This is a genomic window from Betaproteobacteria bacterium, assembly GCA_009693245.1.
GTDB lineage: Bacteria > Pseudomonadota > Gammaproteobacteria > Burkholderiales > SHXO01 > SHXO01.
Genome location: SHXO01000062.1, coordinates 1 through 20013 on the forward strand (window position 1 = coordinate 1; position 20013 = coordinate 20013).

Annotated in this window: 18 protein-coding genes and 1 pseudogene; 11 read left to right on the top strand and 8 right to left on the bottom strand. The window is 59.5% G+C overall.

The window, feature by feature from the left end; genetic code table 11:
• Window positions 1-318, top strand: a pseudogene (locus EXR36_10920) (hypothetical protein).
• A gap of 51 nt (window positions 319-369) precedes the next feature.
• On the opposite strand, the gene EXR36_10925 reads toward EXR36_10920, so the two are convergent.
• Both EXR36_10925 and EXR36_10930 read right to left on the bottom strand, forming a co-directional pair.
• The gene (locus EXR36_10925) at window positions 370-1296 is read right to left on the bottom strand and encodes an FHA domain-containing protein (protein ID MSQ60128.1); all 927 of its coding nucleotides are present in this window, start codon (window positions 1294-1296) and stop codon (window positions 370-372) included.
• An 8-nt stretch (window positions 1297-1304) separates the two neighbouring features.
• Entirely contained in the window at window positions 1305-3704 is a 2400-nt protein-coding gene (locus tag EXR36_10930; GenBank protein ID MSQ60129.1) for a serine/threonine protein kinase, read from the bottom strand.
• A 128-nt stretch (window positions 3705-3832) separates the two neighbouring features.
• Between EXR36_10930 and recA the strand changes: the two genes are divergently transcribed.
• From recA to EXR36_10955, 5 genes are all read left to right on the top strand, one after another.
• Window positions 3833-4864, top strand: coding sequence for a recombinase RecA (recA, locus tag EXR36_10935; GenBank protein ID MSQ60130.1), 1032 nt, complete (start codon window positions 3833-3835; stop codon window positions 4862-4864).
• A 27-nt stretch (window positions 4865-4891) separates the two neighbouring features.
• Window positions 4892-5323 (top strand): recombination regulator RecX, encoded by a 432-nt coding sequence (gene recX / locus EXR36_10940; GenBank protein MSQ60131.1) that lies wholly within the window; start codon window positions 4892-4894, stop codon window positions 5321-5323.
• A gap of 11 nt (window positions 5324-5334) precedes the next feature.
• On the top strand, window positions 5335-7947 hold the full coding sequence (gene alaS / locus EXR36_10945; protein MSQ60132.1) for an alanine--tRNA ligase: 2613 nt from the start codon (window positions 5335-5337) through the stop codon (window positions 7945-7947).
• A 246-nt stretch (window positions 7948-8193) separates the two neighbouring features.
• Window positions 8194-8382, top strand: a complete 189-nt coding sequence (locus EXR36_10950; protein MSQ60133.1) for a type II toxin-antitoxin system HicA family toxin — start codon at window positions 8194-8196, stop codon at window positions 8380-8382.
• A gap of 7 nt (window positions 8383-8389) precedes the next feature.
• Window positions 8390-8602 (top strand): type II toxin-antitoxin system HicB family antitoxin, encoded by a 213-nt coding sequence (locus tag EXR36_10955; GenBank protein ID MSQ60134.1) that lies wholly within the window; start codon window positions 8390-8392, stop codon window positions 8600-8602.
• Between the two features lie 328 nt (window positions 8603-8930).
• On the opposite strand, the gene EXR36_10960 is transcribed toward EXR36_10955, so the two are convergent.
• The 4 genes from EXR36_10960 to EXR36_10975 form a co-directional block, all read right to left on the bottom strand.
• Window positions 8931-9374 carry a tetratricopeptide repeat protein gene (locus EXR36_10960; protein ID MSQ60135.1) on the bottom strand — a complete coding sequence of 148 codons (444 nt, stop codon included), beginning with the start codon at window positions 9372-9374 and terminating at the stop codon, window positions 8931-8933.
• A gap of 107 nt (window positions 9375-9481) precedes the next feature.
• Window positions 9482-9841, bottom strand: a complete 360-nt coding sequence (locus tag EXR36_10965) for a hypothetical protein (GenBank protein ID MSQ60136.1) — start codon at window positions 9839-9841, stop codon at window positions 9482-9484.
• A 230-nt stretch (window positions 9842-10071) separates the two neighbouring features.
• Window positions 10072-10260, bottom strand: coding sequence for a hypothetical protein (locus tag EXR36_10970; protein ID MSQ60137.1), 189 nt, complete (start codon window positions 10258-10260; stop codon window positions 10072-10074).
• Between the two features lie 461 nt (window positions 10261-10721).
• Window positions 10722-11045, bottom strand: coding sequence for a hypothetical protein (locus EXR36_10975; protein ID MSQ60138.1), 324 nt, complete (start codon window positions 11043-11045; stop codon window positions 10722-10724).
• Between the two features lie 197 nt (window positions 11046-11242).
• Here EXR36_10975 and EXR36_10980 point away from each other — a divergent pair, with 197 nt between their 5' ends.
• From EXR36_10980 to EXR36_10990, 3 genes are read left to right on the top strand one after another with little or no spacing between them, the layout of a single operon-like run.
• Window positions 11243-11887: a PAS domain S-box protein gene (locus EXR36_10980; GenBank protein ID MSQ60139.1), complete on the top strand. Its 645-nt coding sequence runs from the start codon at window positions 11243-11245 to the stop codon at window positions 11885-11887.
• A gap of 39 nt (window positions 11888-11926) precedes the next feature.
• Complete coding sequence (locus tag EXR36_10985; GenBank protein ID MSQ60140.1) at window positions 11927-14068, top strand: PAS domain S-box protein; 2142 nt, start codon at window positions 11927-11929, stop codon at window positions 14066-14068.
• A 5-nt stretch (window positions 14069-14073) separates the two neighbouring features.
• Window positions 14074-15177: a response regulator gene (locus tag EXR36_10990; protein MSQ60141.1), complete on the top strand. Its 1104-nt coding sequence runs from the start codon at window positions 14074-14076 to the stop codon at window positions 15175-15177.
• On the opposite strand, the gene EXR36_10995 is transcribed toward EXR36_10990, so the two are convergent.
• The gene (locus EXR36_10995; GenBank protein MSQ60142.1) at window positions 15174-16433 is read right to left on the bottom strand and encodes an EAL domain-containing protein; all 1260 of its coding nucleotides are present in this window, start codon (window positions 16431-16433) and stop codon (window positions 15174-15176) included. The two genes, EXR36_10990 and EXR36_10995, sit on opposite strands and share 4 nt — an antisense overlap.
• Complete coding sequence (locus EXR36_11000) at window positions 16433-17821, bottom strand: phosphomannomutase/phosphoglucomutase (GenBank protein ID MSQ60143.1); 1389 nt, start codon at window positions 17819-17821, stop codon at window positions 16433-16435. Before EXR36_11000 ends, EXR36_10995 begins: the two co-directional genes overlap by 1 nt.
• A 114-nt stretch (window positions 17822-17935) precedes the next feature.
• On the opposite strand from EXR36_11000, the gene EXR36_11005 reads away from it, so the two are divergent.
• Both EXR36_11005 and EXR36_11010 read left to right on the top strand, forming a co-directional pair.
• The gene (locus tag EXR36_11005) at window positions 17936-19564 is read left to right on the top strand and encodes a DHA2 family efflux MFS transporter permease subunit (GenBank protein ID MSQ60144.1); all 1629 of its coding nucleotides are present in this window, start codon (window positions 17936-17938) and stop codon (window positions 19562-19564) included.
• Entirely contained in the window at window positions 19474-19995 is a 522-nt protein-coding gene (locus EXR36_11010; GenBank protein MSQ60145.1) for a HAMP domain-containing histidine kinase, read from the top strand. The genes EXR36_11005 and EXR36_11010 overlap by 91 nt, the downstream gene beginning before the upstream one ends.
• The last annotated feature ends 18 nt before the right edge of the window (window positions 19996-20013 follow it).

The window sequence follows — 20013 nt, forward strand, 5'->3', positions numbered from 1 at the left end:
GGCGAATATGTAAAGAGCGCGGACGATTGGGAAGGCGAGATCATCGGTAAGCCCGTTCCTGGCAGTAAATTTTCATAGTTGAAAATCGGCATGCAGATGACTCAGGTGCTGACACTCCTGGGCCAGCCCACCGCGAACGGCTCGCATATGACCGGGAAGGCCTTCATTCCCTTCTACTATGGCAGTGACCGCCACCGCGTCGAGTTTGTCTACAAGGGCCAGGGCCGGTTGCTCTTCGCGGGTGGATCGATCGGTGACTTTACCAGCGGCAATTTGATCTGGATCATTCACTCGAAGCACGAAACCGGAGTGATGTAAGGATATTTCCAGCCTTACCGGGAGGGCGTTCGGGCAGGCCCCGATGCCCTCTCAGTAAACCTCGAACCTCACCGTCCCCTCGCCTGGGGCCGAGGGTTCTCCAAAGCTCATCTCTCCTGGCCGGGTGAGGGCGAGTTCTTCCCGCGATACCCGGACTTCTTCCTCGCCATGAAAACGCACGAAGGTGCCGTTGGAACTGTGGTCTGCCAGGTAGAACTTATCCTTGCGAAATTCCACGCGTGCGTGCCCGCGGGACGCGCGCGTGACGGCCACCACGACTTCGGAGGCGCGGTCGCGTCCGACGCGCAAAGTGGGTGATTGAGCGTTCACCGTGTACACCTTATCTTCATGTACCAATTCCAAGGTGGTGAGCGGGTTTTGTGTGGCGGGCGGAAGCTTTTCCAGTATGGTGGTTTGCTCGCCCCATTGCCACATCACTTCGAATACCTCCACCGCGGACTGGCGGCCTTTCACGGAGATAACTTCAAGGCGGCGCGTTCCCACCCTGAGGAATTCCGGTAGTTCTCCGATCGCCTGGCTGGTAGTCAGGATCTGGCCGGGCCGGCACAGCCTCACGACGCGGGCGGCGACGTTGACGGTGTCGCCGAAGACATCGCTGTTGGCGCGTAATACATCGCCGTGGTGAAACCCCACGCGCAGTTGCAAGGGCGAGTCCGAACTCTCCGCCAGCCTCGTCACGGTCGATTGCATTTCGGCGCTCGCGCGCAGCGCGGCTTGGGATTCGGCGAACAGGCACATGATTTCATCGCCAATGGATTTGATGACCTCGCCGCCGAATTGCCGGGCGACGTAACCGATTTCTTCCAGGCATTGGGCGATCATGAAGAGCGCGGCCTGGTCCCCCAGGGTTTCGTACAAACGCGAACTGCCCGCGACATCGGCGAACAATATGGCCGCGCGCGCTTCGGAGACGCTGCCGTCGCTGGGGGTGGGTGCTTCGGTGGAAGGTTCTTGCATGAGAGACCTCAGCTACGCTGGCGAATGGCCAAGACGGCCTGGTTGCGAGGGGCTTTGAGCAAACTCAGATCGGCTTGCCGGATGCGTAGCGCGATGGCGCTGTCGCTGTCGCCGTAGAACAGCCCAACAGGATGCGGGCCCACCCGCACGGGAAACAGCACGAAGGACTGCGCGCCAGGAAGCATGGTCCGGTACCAGCCCGGGATGTGTTGCCGTATGCGCTCCGCGTTCACGTCATCGATGAGGACATCGATGCCTTGGGAGAGGGCGGCGTTGAAGACGTCCTTGGTGGCGGTGAGCGGAACGTGGAATCCGCTTTTTAGAAGCTGCTCGACTCCCTCCCCAAAGCCATAGCGGCCGTGCAAGCGGTTGGCGCTGGAATCGCGCACGCACAGAACCATGCGCGTGAATCCGATGGCGCGGTACATGGTCTCGAGGATCATGCGCAGCACGTTATTCAATTCGAACTTTCCTTCGAGGTAATTATTGACGTCCTGAATTCCCGCATTCAGGATGTCCCTGCGGGCCGCGCCCGATAACGAGGCCGAGGCCGGCGCGCCCAAGGTGGTGGCGGAGATTGCCTTCAAGGTCGCGGACGCGTCCTTGCCTTCCTCCCCATGTTGCTGGCCGCCAATGACGCTCTTGAGCGCGGAGTAGAAGGGGCTGTTGGCGGGCCGCAAGGTGAGTAAGGACGTATCGGCGTTGAGTGCCTCGTAGGCATCCTTGATGAGCTTCGGCACTTCGTCTTTCGACAGATTAAGCGCGTCACAGAATCGCTCCGCCATGTTCTCGAGGGCGGCGTCGCGTTTTTGCGGGTTGCTGTTTTGAATGGCCGCGCACAGCTCCGCGCACGCATCGGCGATCACCCTCAGGAATTGGTCATCCGTCTCGGGTTTGGAAGGTTTTCCATCGGGCAAACGGCGCAGGCTCTCCACGAGCCGCTCCGGAAAATGCCAGTGTTTGGCGACGCCCACGGCGAGATCATCGTATGTCACGCCGAGCACCTCGCGCGCCGCGCGCATATCGCTGTAGCCCTTGGCGAGCGAGAGTTTTTGAATTTCCACGTACTCGTCGTGGAAGTAGAAAGCGGTGAGCAATTTCCCCAGCGAGTGCAGCAAGGAGGAGATGAAAGCTTCCTCCGTGTCCTTCATTTGCGCATGCTGTGCCAGCAAGCGGCCCAGCATTCCGCAGAAATAACTCGCCAGAATCTCATCGCGCAGGTGGGCGGCTTGGGCTTTGTTCTGCAAATGCTCGAAGAGCATCAACGTGAGAGTGACCTTGCGCGTGTTGTCGTAGCCCAGCACCATGACGGCGCGGGAAACGGTGCTGATGTTGGCACCGAATTGCCGGTAGTAGACGGTGTTCACCAGCTTGAGCAGCTTGTTGGTCAGGGCGAAATCCTTGAGGATGGTGCTGGCGAGTTCCGTCAAGTTATCGGAGGTCGAAATGGCTGCCCGGTTGATGGCCCCGATGGTGGAGGTGAGCGCGGGGAAGTCGCTGCGGTGGCGCATGCGGCGCAACAGAAAATCCAGCGTGCCTTGCTGGCCGTCTGAGGGCGCGGCCGCATCGGGCGTTTCCTCCGGGTTGAGATAGAGATAAAGCGCGTTTTCCATCTCCGTTGCCGATGCGAACCGGTCTTCCGGGATTTTTGCCAGGGAACGCAGTACCAAGTCGTCCACCCGTTCGTCCACCACCGGGTTGACTTCCGAGGGTGGTACGAACTCCTCGTGCACCATGCGGTGCAAGGTCTCGAATACGTTCTTTCCGAGGATGGCGGGCTTGCCGCATAACATCTCGTAGAGCACCATGCCCACGGAGAATAAGTCGGAGCGGGTAGTGTAGATTTTCCGGTCGATGTACTCCGGAGCCATGTAGGCGGGCGTGCCGGCAAAGGCTTCGTCGTCGTCCAGCTCTTGCGATACCAACTGCGCGACGCCAAAATCCATGATGCGGATGACCTCGCCCTGGATCATCAGATTGGCGGGCTTCAGATCCCGGTGAACGATGCCTTTCTGGTGCGCATAGCCCACGCCCCTCAAGATCTGGATGGTGATATCCACCGCCCGCGCCGGGGGCAGGGGGCCAGCATCGCGGATTTGCGCTTGCAGTGTTCGCCCCTCCACATACTCGAATACCAGGTAGGGCACGCCTTGTTCTTCGCCGGCGTCGAACAACGGGACGATGTTCGGATGGGCGAGCTGGCTCACGATCATGGATTCTTCCAAGAGCGCTTGCATTTGTCCCGTGCGCTCCTGGTTGGTCCGACCGGACACCTGTAGGGTTTTGATTGCGACTCGCCGCTTTAGGCGCGTATCCTCCGCGAGAAACACTTCCCCCTGCGCGCCTTTGCCGAGGGTTTTAAGGATACGAAAACGCCCTATGCTGGTCGCTGAGGCCATTGTCAGCATGGCTTCCTTATCGGCAGGCGAGGCTCTCGCCTTGATGCTAGGCGGCGAGTTCGCGTGCACTTCCAGGGCGTGGCGGTGGATAGCCGTGTGTCATAATCAACCCGTTGAAAAACTTAAGGTAAATGTGAATGGAAGAGAATAAACGCAAGGCCCTTCAGGCGGCTCTCTCGCAAATCGAAAAGCAATTCGGCAAGGGATCCATCATGCGGCTGGGCGCGGGCGACATCAACAAGGACATCCAGGTCGTTTCCACGGGCTCCTTGGGGTTGGATATCGCCTTGGGCGTGGGCGGATTGCCCAGGGGCCGGGTGGTGGAAATATACGGTCCGGAATCCTCCGGCAAGACCACGCTGACCTTGTCCGTGATCGCCCAGATGCAAAAGGCAGGGGGAACGGCGGCCTTCATCGACGCCGAGCACGCCCTGGATCCCCAATATGCCCAAAAACTCGGGGTGAGTGTCGATGAATTGCTTATTTCCCAGCCCGACAACGGCGAACAGGCGCTGGAAATCGCCGACATGCTCGTGCGTTCGGGCTCCGTGGACGTGGTGGTGGTGGATTCCGTGGCGGCCCTCACCCCGCGGGCGGAGATCGAAGGTGAAATGGGCGAGCCGCAGATGGGCCTGCAGGCGCGCTTGATGTCCCAAGCGCTGCGCAAGCTCACCGCCAACATCAAGCGCTCAAACACCCTGGTCATCTTCATCAACCAGATACGCATGAAGATCGGCGTGATGTTTGGCAATCCCGAGACCACCACTGGCGGTAACGCACTCAAGTTCTACGCCTCGGTGCGCCTGGATATTCGCCGCGTCGGTTCCATCAAGAAGGGCGACGAGGTCATCGGCTCCGAAACCCGGGTCAAGGTAGTGAAGAACAAAGTGGCGCCGCCATTCAAGCAGGCCGATTTCGATATCCTGTACGGCGGGGGCATATCCTGGGAAGGCGAAGTCATAGACTTGGGCGTGCTGCACAAAGTGGTGGAAAAATCCGGCGCTTGGTATAGCTACGGAGCGGACCGCATCGGCCAAGGCAAGGACAACGCTCGCGAGTTCTTGAAGGAGCATAAGGACATGGCCCTGGAAATCGAGGCCAAGATTCGCGCCGCCGCGGGAGTTTCCGGAGGTGGTGAAGCGCTGACCGCGGGCGCGGGGGAGGAGTAAATAAGCCTCAGGGCGCGGGTTCTGCGAATGCTGGCGCGGCGCGAATACTTTCGCGCGGAAATAGAACATAAGCTCCAGCAGACAGCCGGCGCCAGTCCAGAGGAATTGCGAGCGCTGCTCGACGAGTTCGAGGGCCAGGGCTGGTTGTCCGAGGGGCGCGCGGCGGAAGCGCTCATCACGGCGAAGAAAACGCGCTTCGGTGCCTCGCGTATCGCCGCGCTCCTGAAGGAAAATGGTGCTGGCGAGGATACCTTGGCGCGCTGCTCCGCCGAACTTCAAGGAAACGAGTTGGAGCGCGCGCGGGTGGTGTGGCGAAAACGGTTTCGCACCTTGCCGGCAAGCGTGGAAGAGCGCGCCAAGCAGAGCCGCTTTCTGGCGGGCCGGGGATTTAGCGGGGCCGTGATCGCGCGGGTGCTCCGGCAGGATAATGAACGAAACGATGAATTAGGCGAAACGTGATGGGCGCGGTGATGAACAGCAGTGAAATTCGAGAGCGGTTCCTGAAGTATTTCGAAGGCAAGGGTCACACCATCGTGGCGTCCAGCCCCTTGGTGCCGGGCAACGATCCAACCCTGCTTTTCACCAACGCCGGCATGGTGCAGTTCAAGGATGTGTTCCTGGGCCAGGACAAGCGCCCCTATGTACGCGCGACCACGTCGCAGCGCTGCTTGCGCGCCGGAGGCAAGCACAATGATTTGGAGAACGTGGGTTACACCGCGCGCCATCACACATTCTTCGAGATGCTGGGCAATTTCAGCTTTGGCGATTATTTCAAGCGCGATGCCATCCGCTACGCGTGGGAACTGGTGACGCAAGTCTACGGCTTGCCGAAGGAAAAACTCTGGACCACGGTCTACGCCGACGACGACGAAGCCTACAGCATCTGGACCCAGGACATCGGCGTGCCGAAGGAGCGCTGCGTGCGCATCGGCGACAAGGTAGGAAAGAAATTCGAGAGCGATAACTTCTGGGCCATGGGCGACACCGGGCCCTGCGGTCCGTGCTCGGAAATTTTCTACGATCATGGGCCGGAAGTGCCGGGCGGGCCGCCGGGATCCCCGGATGCCGATGGCGACCGTTACATCGAGATCTGGAACCTGGTGTTCATGCAGTTCAACCGCGATGAGAGCGGCACCATGCATCCCTTACCCAAGCCTTCGGTGGATACCGGCATGGGATTGGAACGCCTGGCCGCTGTGCTCCAGCACGTGCACAGCAATTACCAGATCGATCTTTTCCAAAATCTGGTCAAGGCGGCGGCCCGCGAAACTGGCGCCAAGGATTTGACTTCGCCGTCGCTTAACGTCATCGCCGATCATATCCGTGCTTGTTCGTTCCTGATATGCGATGGCGTGATTCCAGGTAATGAAGGGCGCAGTTATGTTCTGCGCCGCATCGCACGGCGCGCCATGCGGCACGGTTACAAGCTCGGCTGCAAACGACCTTTCTTCTTCAAGCTCGTGGCTGATTTGGCGCGAGAAATGGGAGCCGCCTATCCGGAGCTGGTGAAGCACCAGGCGCGCATCACCGCCACCTTGAAGCAGGAAGAAGAGCGCTTCGCCGAGACATTGGAAACCGGGATGGGAATACTGGACGCCGCCTTGAGTAAGAATGCGAAACGGCTGGATGGCGAGACGGCGTTCAAACTCTACGACACGTTCGGCTTTCCCATCGACCTCACGGCCGATATCGGACGCGAGCGCGGATTTGAAACCGACATGGACGGGTTCAACGCGGCCATGAGCGCGCAACAAGTGCGCTCGCGCGCCGCCAGCAAGTTTTCCATGAAGGGCACGGTGGAATACCAAGGCGCGGCGACACGCTTCAAGGGCTATGAATCATTGTCCCATCCGGGAAAAGTTCTCGCGCTCTATCGCGATGGCGGCGCGGTTCAGACGCTTAACGCTGGAGACAGCGGCATCGTGGTGCTGGATTCGACACCCTTTTACGCGGAATCCGGCGGCCAGGTGGGCGATCGCGGCGTGCTCAAGACCGCCCTCGCGGTCTTTGAAGTGGCCGATACGCAGAAAATTCAGGCGGAAGTTTTCGGCCATCACGGCACGCTGGCCTCGGGCACGCTCAAGGTGGGCGACTCCGTTGACGCTGTGGTGAATGAAGAACTGCGCGCGTGCACGATGCGCCATCATTCCGTGACGCACTTGATGCACAAGGCCTTGCGCCAAGTGCTGGGTTCCCACGTCCAGCAGAAGGGTTCTCTGGTGGATGAGGACAAGACGCGCTTCGACTTCAGCCACAACTCGCCCATGACGTCGAAGGAAATCCGGGAGGTCGAGGAGTTGGTGAACGCGGAGATCCTGCGCAACGCCGCGACCCAGGCGCGCGTCATGAATTTCGACGATGCGGTGAAGCACGGCGCCATGGCCTTGTTCGGCGAGAAATATGGCGATGAAGTGCGCGTGCTGGACATCGGGACTTCCCGCGAGCTGTGCGGTGGTACCCATGTGGCGCGCACCGGCGACATCGGTTTCTTCAAGATCGTGTCCGAAGGCGGTATCGCCGCCGGGATACGCCGGGTGGAGGCGGTCGCCGGTTCCGTGGCCTTGAATTACGTTCAGACCATGGATGCGAGATTGGCTGGCGCCGCGGCGCTACTCAAAGCGCAACCCCAGGAGATCGACGTGAGAATCGATCAAGTGCTAGCTCAAGTGAAGTCTCTGGAAAAAGAACTGGAGCGCTTCAAATCGAAACTCGCCTCCTCTCAAGGCGACGATCTCGCGGATGAGGCGGTCGCCATCGGCCCGGCTCGCGTGCTGGCCGCTCGCATGGAGGGCGCCGATGCGAAGGCGCTGCGCGAAACCCTGGATAAGCTCAAGGACAAACTGAAGAGCGCCGTCGTCGTCCTGTCCTCCTCCGTGGACGGAAAAGTATCGCTCATCGCCGGTGTCACCAGCGACCTCACCGCCAAGGTGAAGGCAGGCGAACTGGTGAACTTCGTCGCCCAACAAGTCGGCGGCAAAGGCGGCGGCCGCCCCGACATGGCGCAGGCCGGCGGCACCGATCCAACGAAATTACCGCAAGCGCTGGCGAGCGTGGAGGGGTGGGTGAGGGAGAGGATTGGGTGAGGGGGCGTTTCAGGTGAATTTCCTGAACTTGTAGGGGAATCATTGGTCAAGTCTTCCGTTCGTGGTGAGCCTGTCGAACCATGAACGGAAGACCTCGTGATACCGGCGCATTGCCAGGATCGTCCTTCGATCGTTCGAAAGGCTCACGATCAGGGCGAACGTGATTAATCGGTGTTTTCTTGGTTCTCGGTGGCCGCGGCAATCGAAGACAGCGAGTGTCGTGGAAATCTTTGATATCCTGCGACCATGAAAACTGGCGACATGCTCCGAATGCTGCAAGAAGATGGTTGGTACCTAGTGGCCACCCGGGGAAGTCACCGGCAGTTCAAACATAATTCGAAGAAAGGCCGCGTTACCGTTCCAGGAAAACCCAGCGATGACCTCGCTCCAGGGACGCTGAATAGCATCTTGAAACAAGCTGGACTGAAGAGGTGAGATTTCCATGCGCTATGCCATTGTGATCGAGAAATCAGAATTCAATTACTCGGCTTACGTCCCCGATTTGCCGGGGTGCGTAGCTACTGGTTTGACGGCGGAAGAAGCGGAATCCCAGATTCGAGAGGCTATCGAATTTCACATCGATGGTCTTCGGGAAGATGGCCTACCCATTCCTCAAGCATCGAGCCGGGTTGAATACGTGGAGGTCGTGGCGTAGAGGACCGCTAGCTCAGACCATTCGGAGACACTCAACTAGGCTATCGCCGGTATCCTTGAAGCCATCCGCGAACTCATGGCTCCGCTCTAGAAGAACATCTGCCCCATCGAGTTCATCCACGGTAAAGAGAAGTGAGCCGCTAAAAAAGACAACGCCCGCGCGATGCGGGCGCGAGGGAGATCTTTCAGTTTAATCGCAAGATTCGAAGCCAGACCCTTTCCCCAAAACACAGCATCTCTCGAAGATGTACGACGCGGCGCATCCGCGAGCTAAGAAGGAGTGAGGGGATTGGGGTGAGGAGTGAGGAGTGAGGAGTGAGGAGTAAAACCTAACGGTTGGCTGCGTTACCGCCTAACTCCGATTGTGCTTGTATGGTCTTTTCCTGCCAAAACTTCATGTCCATGTCTTTGAACATGCGCGCGGCGGTGGAGAGGTGATCGTGCCGCCCTGGTATGGATCCGCAGGACAGCAGTCCCATCTCCAGCATGCACCGGGCTTCGAGCGGGCGCATTTCCAGCTCCCGCGCGAGGCGCAGGCTTTCGCGCAAAGCCTCTTGCGCATCCGTTGGCGCGTGCGCTGCGAGGACCATTCCCTCGGTGTAATGGACCCATGCCTCATGGCCCATCTCATCGGAATTCCGGGCGATCATTACGGCTTGGTGTGCGCTTTCGATGGCTTGCTCCGTTCTTCCTTCCCGTGCATAGACTCTCGCCAAGAGCGCATGCATGACAGGTTGCCAGACTGTGTCGCCTTGCAACGTGCTGGCCCGCAAGACCTCTTCCAGAAATGTGGGGATCTGTTCAGTGCGTCCAGTTAGCTCGTAAATGAATGATCGCGTAGCGGCTTCAACGGCAGACAGCATAATAGTGTCCGACCTTACTAAGAATTGCTGGAGTAGGCCGGCAAGGCGCGAGAATCCTCGGGATCCCGGTCGGCTAGCAGTTCCATGGACCCCTTGAGATCGGCGAACAAAACCGTGACTTGTTTGCGCTCGCCCTCTACCTCGGATCTGGATTCAAGAATGCGCCGCGCCAAATGCCCAGGGGTATAACTCTTCGGCGAAGCGAATTTGTGTTCCGGGCTCGCCGCCGCGAGCGCGCCGCCGCATTGCCCGCAAAACTTCTCCCCGGCCACGGCGCGTGCTCCGCAAGACGGGCACGGCGCGGGCAGCGATGCTCCGCACTGGCCGCAAAATTTGTGGCCGGCAGGATTGTCGTACTCGCAACGAGCGCATTGCATGATTACGAACTCCTTTTCACCGGAAAATTCAGGGGAGCGCGAAGAACGAGGAGATAATACTTGAAAGACCTGATTCCCTGGAGGCCGTACGCAGGGTACCGGAAAAATTTGCCATCAAGCCTCTTCCCGGCGGTTACTCGAAATTGCTCTACTCTTTTAGGGGCGCTGGCTTATCGATGCTCACCTTGAACGGAACGCCTCGTGGCGCTGGCGCGCCGCGGTTCTGATCATTAGCGCGCACTCGAAGCGCCATGGGTGACGTGGATTTTCCCAGTCATGGACTTAACTATCTTGCGATCACGCAATGATTGCCAGGGCAATCGGTGGAATGCTTGTTTGTCCAGGGCCGTGAGTTGCTCGCCCAACTGGCAGAGCAGTGCGCGCATCGTCCCCAGTAATTGGTTCTCGTCATCTTCCATGATGCCAAGTCAAACACTTGTGCGCTGGGGTGAAGACTCCCCCTTCTGAACCGCCGAGTAATGCAGGAGCGATGGGGGATGTAGTTCCGGCCGCTTCGCTTAACGTTCGCGTTGCTCACGTTAGCCTTCACTGAAACTTCGTTTTCGCCGAGGACTGTTCGACGGCCGCGCGCTTCTTGCGCGGACTAGTTCCGCAGGCGCCCATCGCTTCTAGTAACGCAGGGCACCCAGCAAAGGGCGGTTCAGTAGGGGCGGCCTTTTTTCGCTTACCTTTTTTGGCCGCGCAAAAAAGGTGAGTAGCAGCCGGGCTACCCCCGGCCAACTGACCCGAACACTTCACTGACAGCTTCTTAGCCGCCGCCGTACGCAATGTTGAGGGGGCGGCTCTTGATTAAAGAACCCACGCCGCGATGACGAGCCCCTACACCACCCCCCTAAATCATCCCCTCCAACACCTCGCACTAGGCGCGTGCAAGATTGTTTAGATCATACCATCCACCGCCAAAGGCCATGAGCCGTCCCGGCGCGTCCTCTTCGCTCAACGCCACCAACCGCTGGGCAACATGCCGGTGCGCGGCTTCCGATAATCGCAACCCTCCCAGCGGGTCGCCCGCTAGACCATCCGCCCCGCACTGCAGAATGTAGAACTCCGGGCGTTGCTTGCGTGGAAAAGCCTCTCCCATTTCCCATGCCCGAAGGAATTCCCGGTTGCCTGACCCAGGTGCGAGCGGTAGTAGTGGTTGCACGCCTGGCGCCGAGAGGCCCCGGGAGCCGGCGCTTTTTATCTCGCGCTGTTACACTAAACCTCATGTCTTCTCGCCAACCCGTACCGTCCGCCGGTCCTCAGTGGGAAGACATTCCTTACGATCTTCTGGATCATTGCAGCGATTTGATCCAGAGCGTATCAGCGGAAGGCAACTTTCTTTACGTGAATCGCGCGTGGCTTGAGACCTTGGGATACGCAGCGAGCTAAGTTCCTGGGTTGAACGTATTCGGCGTGATCCATCCGGACTTCCGCGTGCACTGCACCGAAATTATTGGGCGGCTCATGTCTGGCGAGGACGTGGGCCTATTCGATGTAGTGTTTCAAGCCAGGAGCGGGCGCGCTATTCATCTCGAAGGCAATCTCAATTGCCGCCGAAGTGCTGGCTCGGTGGTCGCGACGCGGGGGATATTCCGCGATGTGACGCAGCGCCGGTTGGACGAGAAATCCTCGGGGAAGCGCGATGCCATGCTGCATGCGCTGAGAGATAACTTGCCCGGTGGCGCGGTGTACCAGATGACGCGCACGGCATCCGGGGAATTGCATTGCGATTACCTTAGCGGAGGCATCGTGGCGTTATGCGGGCTCACGGCAAGCGAAGTTCTGGCCGAACCCCGTAAGGTCTTCCAATGTATTCATCCCGAGGATATGCAGCGCTGGAAGGAGGCCGCCAAGCGCTCCTCCGAGCAATTGAGCACCTTCGACGCCGAAGTTCGTTATCGCAATGCGACGGGCGAATTGTGCTGGGTACATTCCGTGGCGCGCCCCACCCGGACAGCGGATGGCGGCACGAGATGGGATGGCCTGATCAGCGACATATCCGAAAGAAGGCGCACCGAGGAGGCGTTACGGCATCAAACGTAGCGGCTGCAAATCGCGCAGCGGGCCGCTAAGATAATTGTATTGGACTGGGACATTGGAAAGGACGAATTGCACTTTAGCGATTCTCCAGAATGGCTCAGGGGGCCGTTGCCCAAGGACACCGGAAAGTATCCTTTGTTCAAGGATCAGGTGCATCCCGAGGACCGTGCAAAATTCTTAGCCATGCTCGATCGTGCGGTCGAATCCGGGCAATGGATCATGGAAGATTACCGCTTAGTCCGCACCGACGGCATCGTGTTGTGGATCCATTCTCATCAAGTCATGATTCCCGGGCCCGATGGCAGAGCCCAGCGCATGATTGTGGCCTTGCGCGATGTGACCGAGGAAAAGGGCACGGAACTGGCTCTTGCGGACAGCGTGCGCCGCTTCAAGGCGCTCACCGCCATGTCCTCCGATTGGTACTGGGAGCAGGATGTGGATTTTCGCTTTACCCAAGTCCACGCGGGGGCCGAACTGGGCGTCGGCATTCCCATCGGAATGACACGTTGGGAGATCGACACTTACGGCGTCAGCGAGAAGGACTGGGAACTGCACAAACAAATTTTGCGCGAGCACAAACCTTTTCGCGATTTCGAGTTTGGGCATCATGGCTTCGACGGCGCGCCGCGCTGGTTCTCCGTGAGCGGCGATCCTAGTTTCGGCAACGATGGCCGCTTCACCGGTTACTTTGGCGTGGGCAAGGATGTCACTCGCCGTAAGCGGGCGGAAACGGTCCATCTCAGCAAGGAATGGAACGCGATGCTGGGCCGGCCCGCCGAGGCAAGCGAATTACCGATTGCGGAGTTACTCAGCTTCGCGCACCCCGAGGATCACGAGCGCATCCAGTATGCGCGCCGCGGCGTGCTCAAGGGGCCGGGCCAGGATTACCGGGTGGAACACCGCGTGCGAATGGCTTGTGGAGGGTGGAAGTGGGTACTGAGTTATGGCACCGTGACGGAGCGCGCACCCGGCGGGCATATTCTGCGCATCACGGGGATCAACGCCGACATCGACGATCTCAAGCAGGTTGAAGCCCAGTTGCGCGAAACGCTGTTGGAGCAAGATGCTTTGCTGAGCAGCTCGCCCGCGGGTATTTTCATTGTGAGCCCAGGGCGCTTGGTCCTGCGTGCCAACGAGGCCATGGAGCGCATGTTCGGTTACGGCCACCTGGAAATGGCAGGCATGCCAACGCGTGATTTATGCGCGAGGGAAGAAGATTGGGCGTGGATTGGAGGCCAAGGCTACGAGCAGGTTACGAGCGGAAAAATGATGCGAGCGGAAATTCAATACTGGCGCAAGGATGGGAGCAAGTTCTGGGGCTTGCTACAAGGCGTACCCATCGACGCCAAGAACCCGGGCGGGGAGATGTTATTCGCGGTGGTGGATATCAGCGACTTTCGGGAAACCCAGGCGGCACTGCGTACCGCGAAAGAGTCGGCGGACTTGGCTAATCGCGCGAAGAGCGAATTCTTGTCTCGCATGAGCCACGAGTTGCGCACACCGCTTAACGCGATCCTGGGCTTCTCCGAACTTTTTTTCGTGGGCGCCAGCGGGCCTTTGACGGACGAACAGAAACAATCCGCGGAGCAGATCCATAAAGCGGGGAGGCATTTGCTGGACATGGTCAACGACGTGCTGGATATATCGAGAATCGAATCGGACCGCATTGAAATGTCCCTGGAGCCGGTCCGAATCGAGGATATTTTTCTGGGCGTGCTGGGCATGACAGAAACCATGGCTCGCCAACATGGCATCTCCATCCGCGTGGACGAGGAGGGGCTCTGCCTTCCTCCAGTCATGGGCGATCCGAAGCGATTTAGGCAGGTGCTGCTCAATCTGCTGACCAATGCGATCAAGTACAACCGCGAGGGTGGTACGGTGACGTTGCGCGCATCGCCGAAAGGAGAAGGGTGGGTGAGAATCGAAGTCGAGGACACGGGCCGTGGAATCGAACCGGGGAAGCTTGCTTCCTTGTTCCAGCCCTTCAACCGGCTCGGCCAGGAGACGAGTGGCATCGACGGTACCGGCATCGGGTTGGCGCTGGCCAAGCGGCTCACGGAGTTGATGGGCGGGCAGACCGGTGTGCGCAGCACACCTGGCTCTGGTAGCGTTTTTTGGGTCGAACTGGCGTGCATGCCCGCAGCTGCCGGGGCCGCGCGTTCCCGCATGTTTTCAAATCCATGAAAGACATGCCCGAGTCCCTAGGGAGGGCCCTGGTATCCAACCCCTCCGTTACCGCTGGGAAAATACTGGTGGTCGATGACCAGCCCGCGAATCTCTTGCTGGCGAAGCGTATTTTGAACGCCGAGGGCTTCCAATACGTCACCACGCTTTCCGATCCTCGCCAAGTGGAAGAGGAATACCGGCGCGAGCGCTTCGACTTAGTCCTGCTGGATTTGAACATGCCGCACCTGGACGGTTTCGAGGTCATGGAGCGTTTGCGCGCGATCGAGCAAGACAACTACCTACCCATCCTCGTGCTCACGGCATTGGACGATTCGGAGACCCGGTTACGGGCGTTGCGCTCTGGTGCCAAGGATTTCTTGAGCAAACCCTTCGACCGCACGGAGCTCATTACTCGCGTGTGCAACATGCTCGAAGTGCGTTTATTGCACGAGCAGGTGCGGGATCAAAACAAAATTCTCGAGGAAAAGGTTCGGGAACGCACACGCGAGCTGCATGAAAGCCGCCTGGACATCGTTCGACGCCTAGGGCGGGCCGTGGAATACCGCGACAACGAAACCGGATTGCACATATTGCGCATGAGCCAGTACGCCGCGATCGTCGCGCGCGCCGCCGGCATGACGGAAAGTTATTGCGAAACCTTGCTCAATGCGGCGCCGATGCACGATATTGGAAAGATCGGCATTCCGGATGCAATACTCACCAAGAAGGGCAGCCTGGACGAACAAGAGTGGGAGATCATGAAGACCCATACCATCATGGGCGCTTCCATCCTCGCGGGCGGCAAATCTGAATTGCTGGAGATGGCGCGGCAAGTGGCCTTGAGCCACCACGAATGCTGGGACGGCAGGGGTTATCCGCGCGGTATCGCCAATGTGGCCATCCCCTTCTCCGCTCGCGTGGTGACATTGACCGACGTGTTCGACGCCCTCACCACGGTGCGGCCCTACAAGGCGGCTTGGAGCGTGGAGGATGCGCTCGCCTATCTGCGCGAACATTCCGGCAAGCGCTTCGATCCCGCTCTAGTGGAATTATTTCTTCAGAACTTGCCGGCGATCTTGGAGGTGTTTCACCGCCATCCGGAACCGGCGGCCGGAGCCGCCGGTTAGTTGGCTTCGCCGATGGAGTTGGCCCAGCCCATGGCATCGACTTGCAAGCCCAGCATTTCGCCGTGGTCAAGTGCCGGCAGCGGGATCAGGGCTTTTTGAATCTGATCGAATTCCGACTCCTCAAGGGATTCCATGAGGGTGAGCATCGCTCCGAGCGCGCCTTCGCGCTGGAGCAGCGCGGCCTTGACCTCCGCTTCCAGGGGAAAGGATTCGAGAATCTCGGCGAGAGGCATTCCCAATAGCGCGCTCACCAGCGACAAAATGCCGGTGATGAAGGCTTGATCCTGAAAGCGCTGGTCGTTGGCCCGCAGGCTCCCGGCGATCAACTCCATCAACTTTCCGCGAGTGGCGGCGAGAATCAGGAGCGGGCTGGGAAACTCCGCGCCCGCGGCGCCACCCAGGGAAAACATCAGTATTTGCAGCCAGCGCTGCAGCTGGCGTCTTCCCAATACGGTAAGAGCGTGTTTCAGGGAATTGATTCGTGCGTTCACTCCCGAGCCCACGGAGTTGACCAGCTTTAGCAACTGCATGGACAGATCGGGGTTTTGCTTGAAGGCGGTCTCGATCTCGGCATTGGGCGCATCCGAGAGCACGAGGCTTAGCAGCCGTACCAAGGCCGCCTCGGCGTGCCCAAGGCGCTTGCCCGTGATGATGGAGGGCTTGGCGAAGTAATAGCCTTGAAACAGCTCGTAGCCCAAATTCATGCACTGATCCACCTGCTCGCGGCGGTCCACTTTTTCCGCGAGGAGCTTGACCTTGAAGCGCTTGAGGATGGCAGTCGCGGAAATTAACGTCTTCGCGTCCAGTGCTCCCACATCGACCTTGACGATATCGACAATTTCGAGAAGGCCGCGAAACTCCTCTTCCTGCCCAATGAAATCGTCCAGGGCCAAGGTGAACCCCATCTTCTTCAATTGCGTGCAGCGTTCGATGAATTGTGGCGTGACTTTGACGGTTTCCAGGATTTCCAGAACCACTTTGTCCTTGGGCAGCAGTTCGATCACGTCGCTCATCAGCAATGAAGCCGACAGGTTGATGAAACCGCGGTGGCGCCCGAGCACGTTCTCGATTCCCAATTCCGTGAAGGCGTGATTGATGACGGTGGCGGAGGCCGACACATCATCGTCGAAGACCGCCCCGTTTTTCTGGCTGGAGCGAAACAACAGTTCGAAGGCCGCGAGGTTTTCCTTCCGGTCCAGGATCGGCTGGCGTCCCAGATATAGATCCTGGGCGGGACTGGGCGCGGGCTGGGCCATCAGAAGGGAAGTTGCAGGCCGGATTTCGCCGTGCTCAACACGCGCCGAAAATCCTCTTGAATACGTTTGAGGGCGGCCGCGTTATCCGCCTCGAAGCGCAGCACGATCACCGGCGTCGTATTCGATGCCCTCGCTAAACCGAAACCGTCCGGGTACTCGACCCTGAGTCCGTCGATGGTGATCACCTCTTGCGCGCCGTTAAAAATAACACTGCGGGCAGCGCTGATTTGCAACTGCTCAATCATACGATGATTCTCGCCTTCTTGCAGTTTGATCTGCAATTCCGGCGTATTCACCGAGTCCGGCAGCTTGCCGAACTGCGCGCCGGTATCCGCGCAGCGGCTCAAAATCTCCAGCAAACGCGCGCCGGCGTAGAGGCCGTCGTCAAAGCCGTACCAACGCTCCTTGAAGAACACGTGGCCGCTCATCTCGCCGGCAAGCAAGGCGCCGGTTTCCTTCATCTTGGCCTTGATCAAGGAATGCCCGGTTTTCCACAGCAGGGGGACGCCGCCATGCTGGCGAATCCATGGGAATAAGTTGCGCGTGGATTTCACGTCGAAGATGATCTGCGCACCCGGGTTGCGGGAGAGCACGTCGGCGGCGAACAGCATCAATTGCCGGTCGGGGTAGATGATGGTCCCCGCCTTGGTGACTACTCCGAGGCGGTCGCCGTCGCCGTCGAAGGCGAGGCCGATTTCCTCGGGCCCTTGCTTCAGGGCGGCGATGAGGTCATGCAGATTCTCGGGTTGCGAAGGGTCTGGATGGTGATTGGGAAAATGACCATCGACCTCGCAATACATCTCGCGCACTTTGCAACCCAAAGCGCGGTAGAGCGCCGGGGCATAGGCGCCTGGTACGCCGTTACCGCAATCAACGATGATCTTCATCGGCCGTGCCAAACGGATATCCGACGCGATCCGGTCCAGATAGGCTTGGTTGATATCGGCCGTACTCTGGACCGCGGGCCCGCTGGAAATGTCGTTGTTCTCGATGCGCCGCCGAAGCTTCTGAATCGTTTCTCCGGAGAGGGTTTCGCCCGCCAGCACCATCTTGAAGCCGTTGTAATCGGGTGGATTGTGGCTTCCCGTGACCATCACGCCCGAACCCGTTCCGAGGTGATGGGTGGCGAAGTAGAGCATGGGCGTGGCGACCATTCCAATATCCACGACATCCACGCCCGCCTCGCGGATGCCGCCACTGAGCGCTTGGACCAATTCCGGGCCCGAGAGGCGGCCGTCGCGCCCCACCGCGATCTCGGTCACACCTCTGGCGCGGCCCTCGCTTCCCAGAGCCCGCCCAATCAACGATGCGGCGGAAATGGTGAGGGATTTCCCTACGACACCTCGAATATCGTAGGCCTTGAATATCTCCGCGGCGATTTGGGGCATGGCAAATGACTGTCGGTGGGAGGGTCGCGATGATAACGGCATTTGGTTCGGATTCTGAATTACCTTAAGTTTACGCCGTAGCCGCGACCAAGCGGGCTGGGGAATGGTGGTTTAATGCTTCCGAACCGAACCTACCCTCCTACGCGATGCGACTTCGCCAACTTACGCCGGTGTGCGCGCTGCTCGCCGGTGCCGTCGATGAGTAGCGCGCAGCAGGTTGCCGGCCGCCAAGATCGTGGCGAAGACCCGACTTCGGCCACCGATCCGCGCCGGTGGTTGATATTGATCCTGGTGCAGGTATCGACGCTCACCTTCGGAGTGGCGATCACCGCGACTAACGTCGTGCTACCGCAAGTTCGTGGTGCGTTATCGGTGACCCACGACCAGGCCGCCTGGATCGTCACCGTGTTTCTCGCGGCGGCGGCTGTTGCCACACCATTGACCGGGTGGCTCGCTGGCCGCCTGGGCTGGCGCCGCCTGATGGTCAGTGCGCTGGTGGGCTTCACCCTCTCCTCGCTTGCCTGCGGGTTGGCGGGCTCGCTGGAATTCTTGTTGATTGCGCGCGTGGCACAGGGGCTCTTTGGCGCGCCGCTCATGCCCCTTGGGCAAGGGATGCTGCTAGCTACTTTTCCACGGCGGATGCACCCCCACGTCTTGATGCTGTGGGGGGTGGGTGCTGTCATGGGCCCGGTGCTGGGGCCGGTACTGGGCGGGTTGATCGCCGAGTCCCTCAATTGGCGTTGGGCGTTTTTGTCGATGGCGCCCGTCAGCGCCCTCACCGCGATACTCGCTATCGCGGCGCTCCGTGACCAAGAGCGCGGTACTTCCGGGCGCTTGGGCACGACCGGCTTTATCGCGCTGGCGGTATGCATGAGCAGCGCGCAACTCATGCTGGATCGCGGTCACCGGTTGGATTGGTTCGAGTCTTTCGAGATCACCACCGAGGCAGCGCTCGCTCTGGCGGGGGCGTGCGTATTTATCGCCCACACCGCCTACGCTAGCACACCGTTCTTGAATCCGCGCATGTTCAGGGATTGGAATTTCGGCGTTGGTATTGCGATGGCGTTCGCGATGGGCGCGATGAGCTATACGCCTATCGTGCTGTTTCCCACGTTGCTACAAGACCTGCGCCATTATCCCGACTCGATGGTGGGCTACCTGCTCTCCGCGCGCGGCATAGGCAATTTCTTCAGTTTCATGATTGTCGTCCAATTCACTCGGTACAGCGCCAAGCTCGCACTCGCCGTGGGTCTCGCGCTGCAAGCGTGGGCGGGATGGCAGATGTCCTTGCTCAACATCAATTTGACCGGATTCGATATTATCTGGACGAATTTGGTGCAAGGATTTGGTTTTGGGCTTGCGTATACGCCCATGACCGTTCTGGCATTTTCAACCCTGCCCACGCCGCTGGTGGTGCAAGCCTCGGCGGTGTTTAATTTGATGCGCAACTTCGGCAGTAGTTTGTTCATCTCCTTGAGCATCCTGGTACTCGTGCGATCGACGGCGGAAAACTATGACGGACTGCGCGCCACAATCTCGCCGCTGAACGAGACACTGCGCAGTCCCGAACTCGCGGGCGGCTGGACCACGGACACCACCGAAGGTCTCGCGGCGCTGAGCGAGGAGATTCAGCGCCAAGCCTCGATGGGCGGATATCTGAATGCGTTCGCGCTGTTTGGACTTGCGGCCGCGCTGGCGCTCCCCCTTGCGTGGCTCTTTCGCGCTCCGAAGCCGGCAGGGTGACGGCGCGGGAGCGTGGCATCAGCCTGGACACGGACTTGCTCGAACGTGTTCCCTATGTATCGGCGGACATTGGATTGATAGAGCGGGTTCTAGAGAACCTGATCGGCAATGCGATTACCCATACCGATCCTGGCGGCGTGGTGCGCGCCGGCTTGGAGGCCCATGAAAACGCCGTCGCCATTCGGGTGGCGGACACCGGAGTGGGCATTCCTGAAGAAGAGATCCCCAACGTGTTCGAGCGTTTCTACCGCGTTGCCCGTGGCGAGCGCGGCAGCGGAGAAAATGCCGGACTGGGCCTCGCCATTACCAAGAGCATCTTGGATTTGCATGGCGCCCAGATGCAGGTCGATAGCAAGGTGGGAATGGGTACCGCCTTCTCGTTCACTTTGGCCAAGGCGGAACTGGTGCCGGCGGTTGAGAGCGCCAGTTGATGCGCTGGTCTCGATATC

What these genes read in the sequence shown, in the direction of transcription:
- EXR36_10925 (MSQ60128.1), bottom strand. Translation starts at nt 1,296, where the DNA reads ATGCAAGAACCTTCCACCGAAGCACCCACCCCCAGCGACGGCAGCGTC.
- EXR36_10930 (MSQ60129.1), bottom strand. Translation starts at nt 3,704, where the DNA reads ATGCTGACAATGGCCTCAGCGACCAGCATAGGGCGTTTTCGTATCCTT.
- recA (MSQ60130.1), top strand. Translation starts at nt 3,833, where the DNA reads ATGGAAGAGAATAAACGCAAGGCCCTTCAGGCGGCTCTCTCGCAAATC.
- recX (MSQ60131.1), top strand. Translation starts at nt 4,892, where the DNA reads ATGCTGGCGCGGCGCGAATACTTTCGCGCGGAAATAGAACATAAGCTC.
- alaS (MSQ60132.1), top strand. Translation starts at nt 5,335, where the DNA reads ATGAACAGCAGTGAAATTCGAGAGCGGTTCCTGAAGTATTTCGAAGGC.
- EXR36_10950 (MSQ60133.1), top strand. Translation starts at nt 8,194, where the DNA reads ATGAAAACTGGCGACATGCTCCGAATGCTGCAAGAAGATGGTTGGTAC.
- EXR36_10955 (MSQ60134.1), top strand. Translation starts at nt 8,390, where the DNA reads ATGCGCTATGCCATTGTGATCGAGAAATCAGAATTCAATTACTCGGCT.
- EXR36_10965 (MSQ60136.1), bottom strand. Translation starts at nt 9,841, where the DNA reads ATGCAATGCGCTCGTTGCGAGTACGACAATCCTGCCGGCCACAAATTT.
- EXR36_10970 (MSQ60137.1), bottom strand. Translation starts at nt 10,260, where the DNA reads ATGGAAGATGACGAGAACCAATTACTGGGGACGATGCGCGCACTGCTC.
- EXR36_10990 (MSQ60141.1), top strand. Translation starts at nt 14,074, where the DNA reads ATGCCCGAGTCCCTAGGGAGGGCCCTGGTATCCAACCCCTCCGTTACC.
- EXR36_10995 (MSQ60142.1), bottom strand. Translation starts at nt 16,433, where the DNA reads ATGGCCCAGCCCGCGCCCAGTCCCGCCCAGGATCTATATCTGGGACGC.
- EXR36_11000 (MSQ60143.1), bottom strand. Translation starts at nt 17,821, where the DNA reads ATGCCCCAAATCGCCGCGGAGATATTCAAGGCCTACGATATTCGAGGT.
- EXR36_11005 (MSQ60144.1), top strand. Translation starts at nt 17,936, where the DNA reads ATGCTTCCGAACCGAACCTACCCTCCTACGCGATGCGACTTCGCCAAC.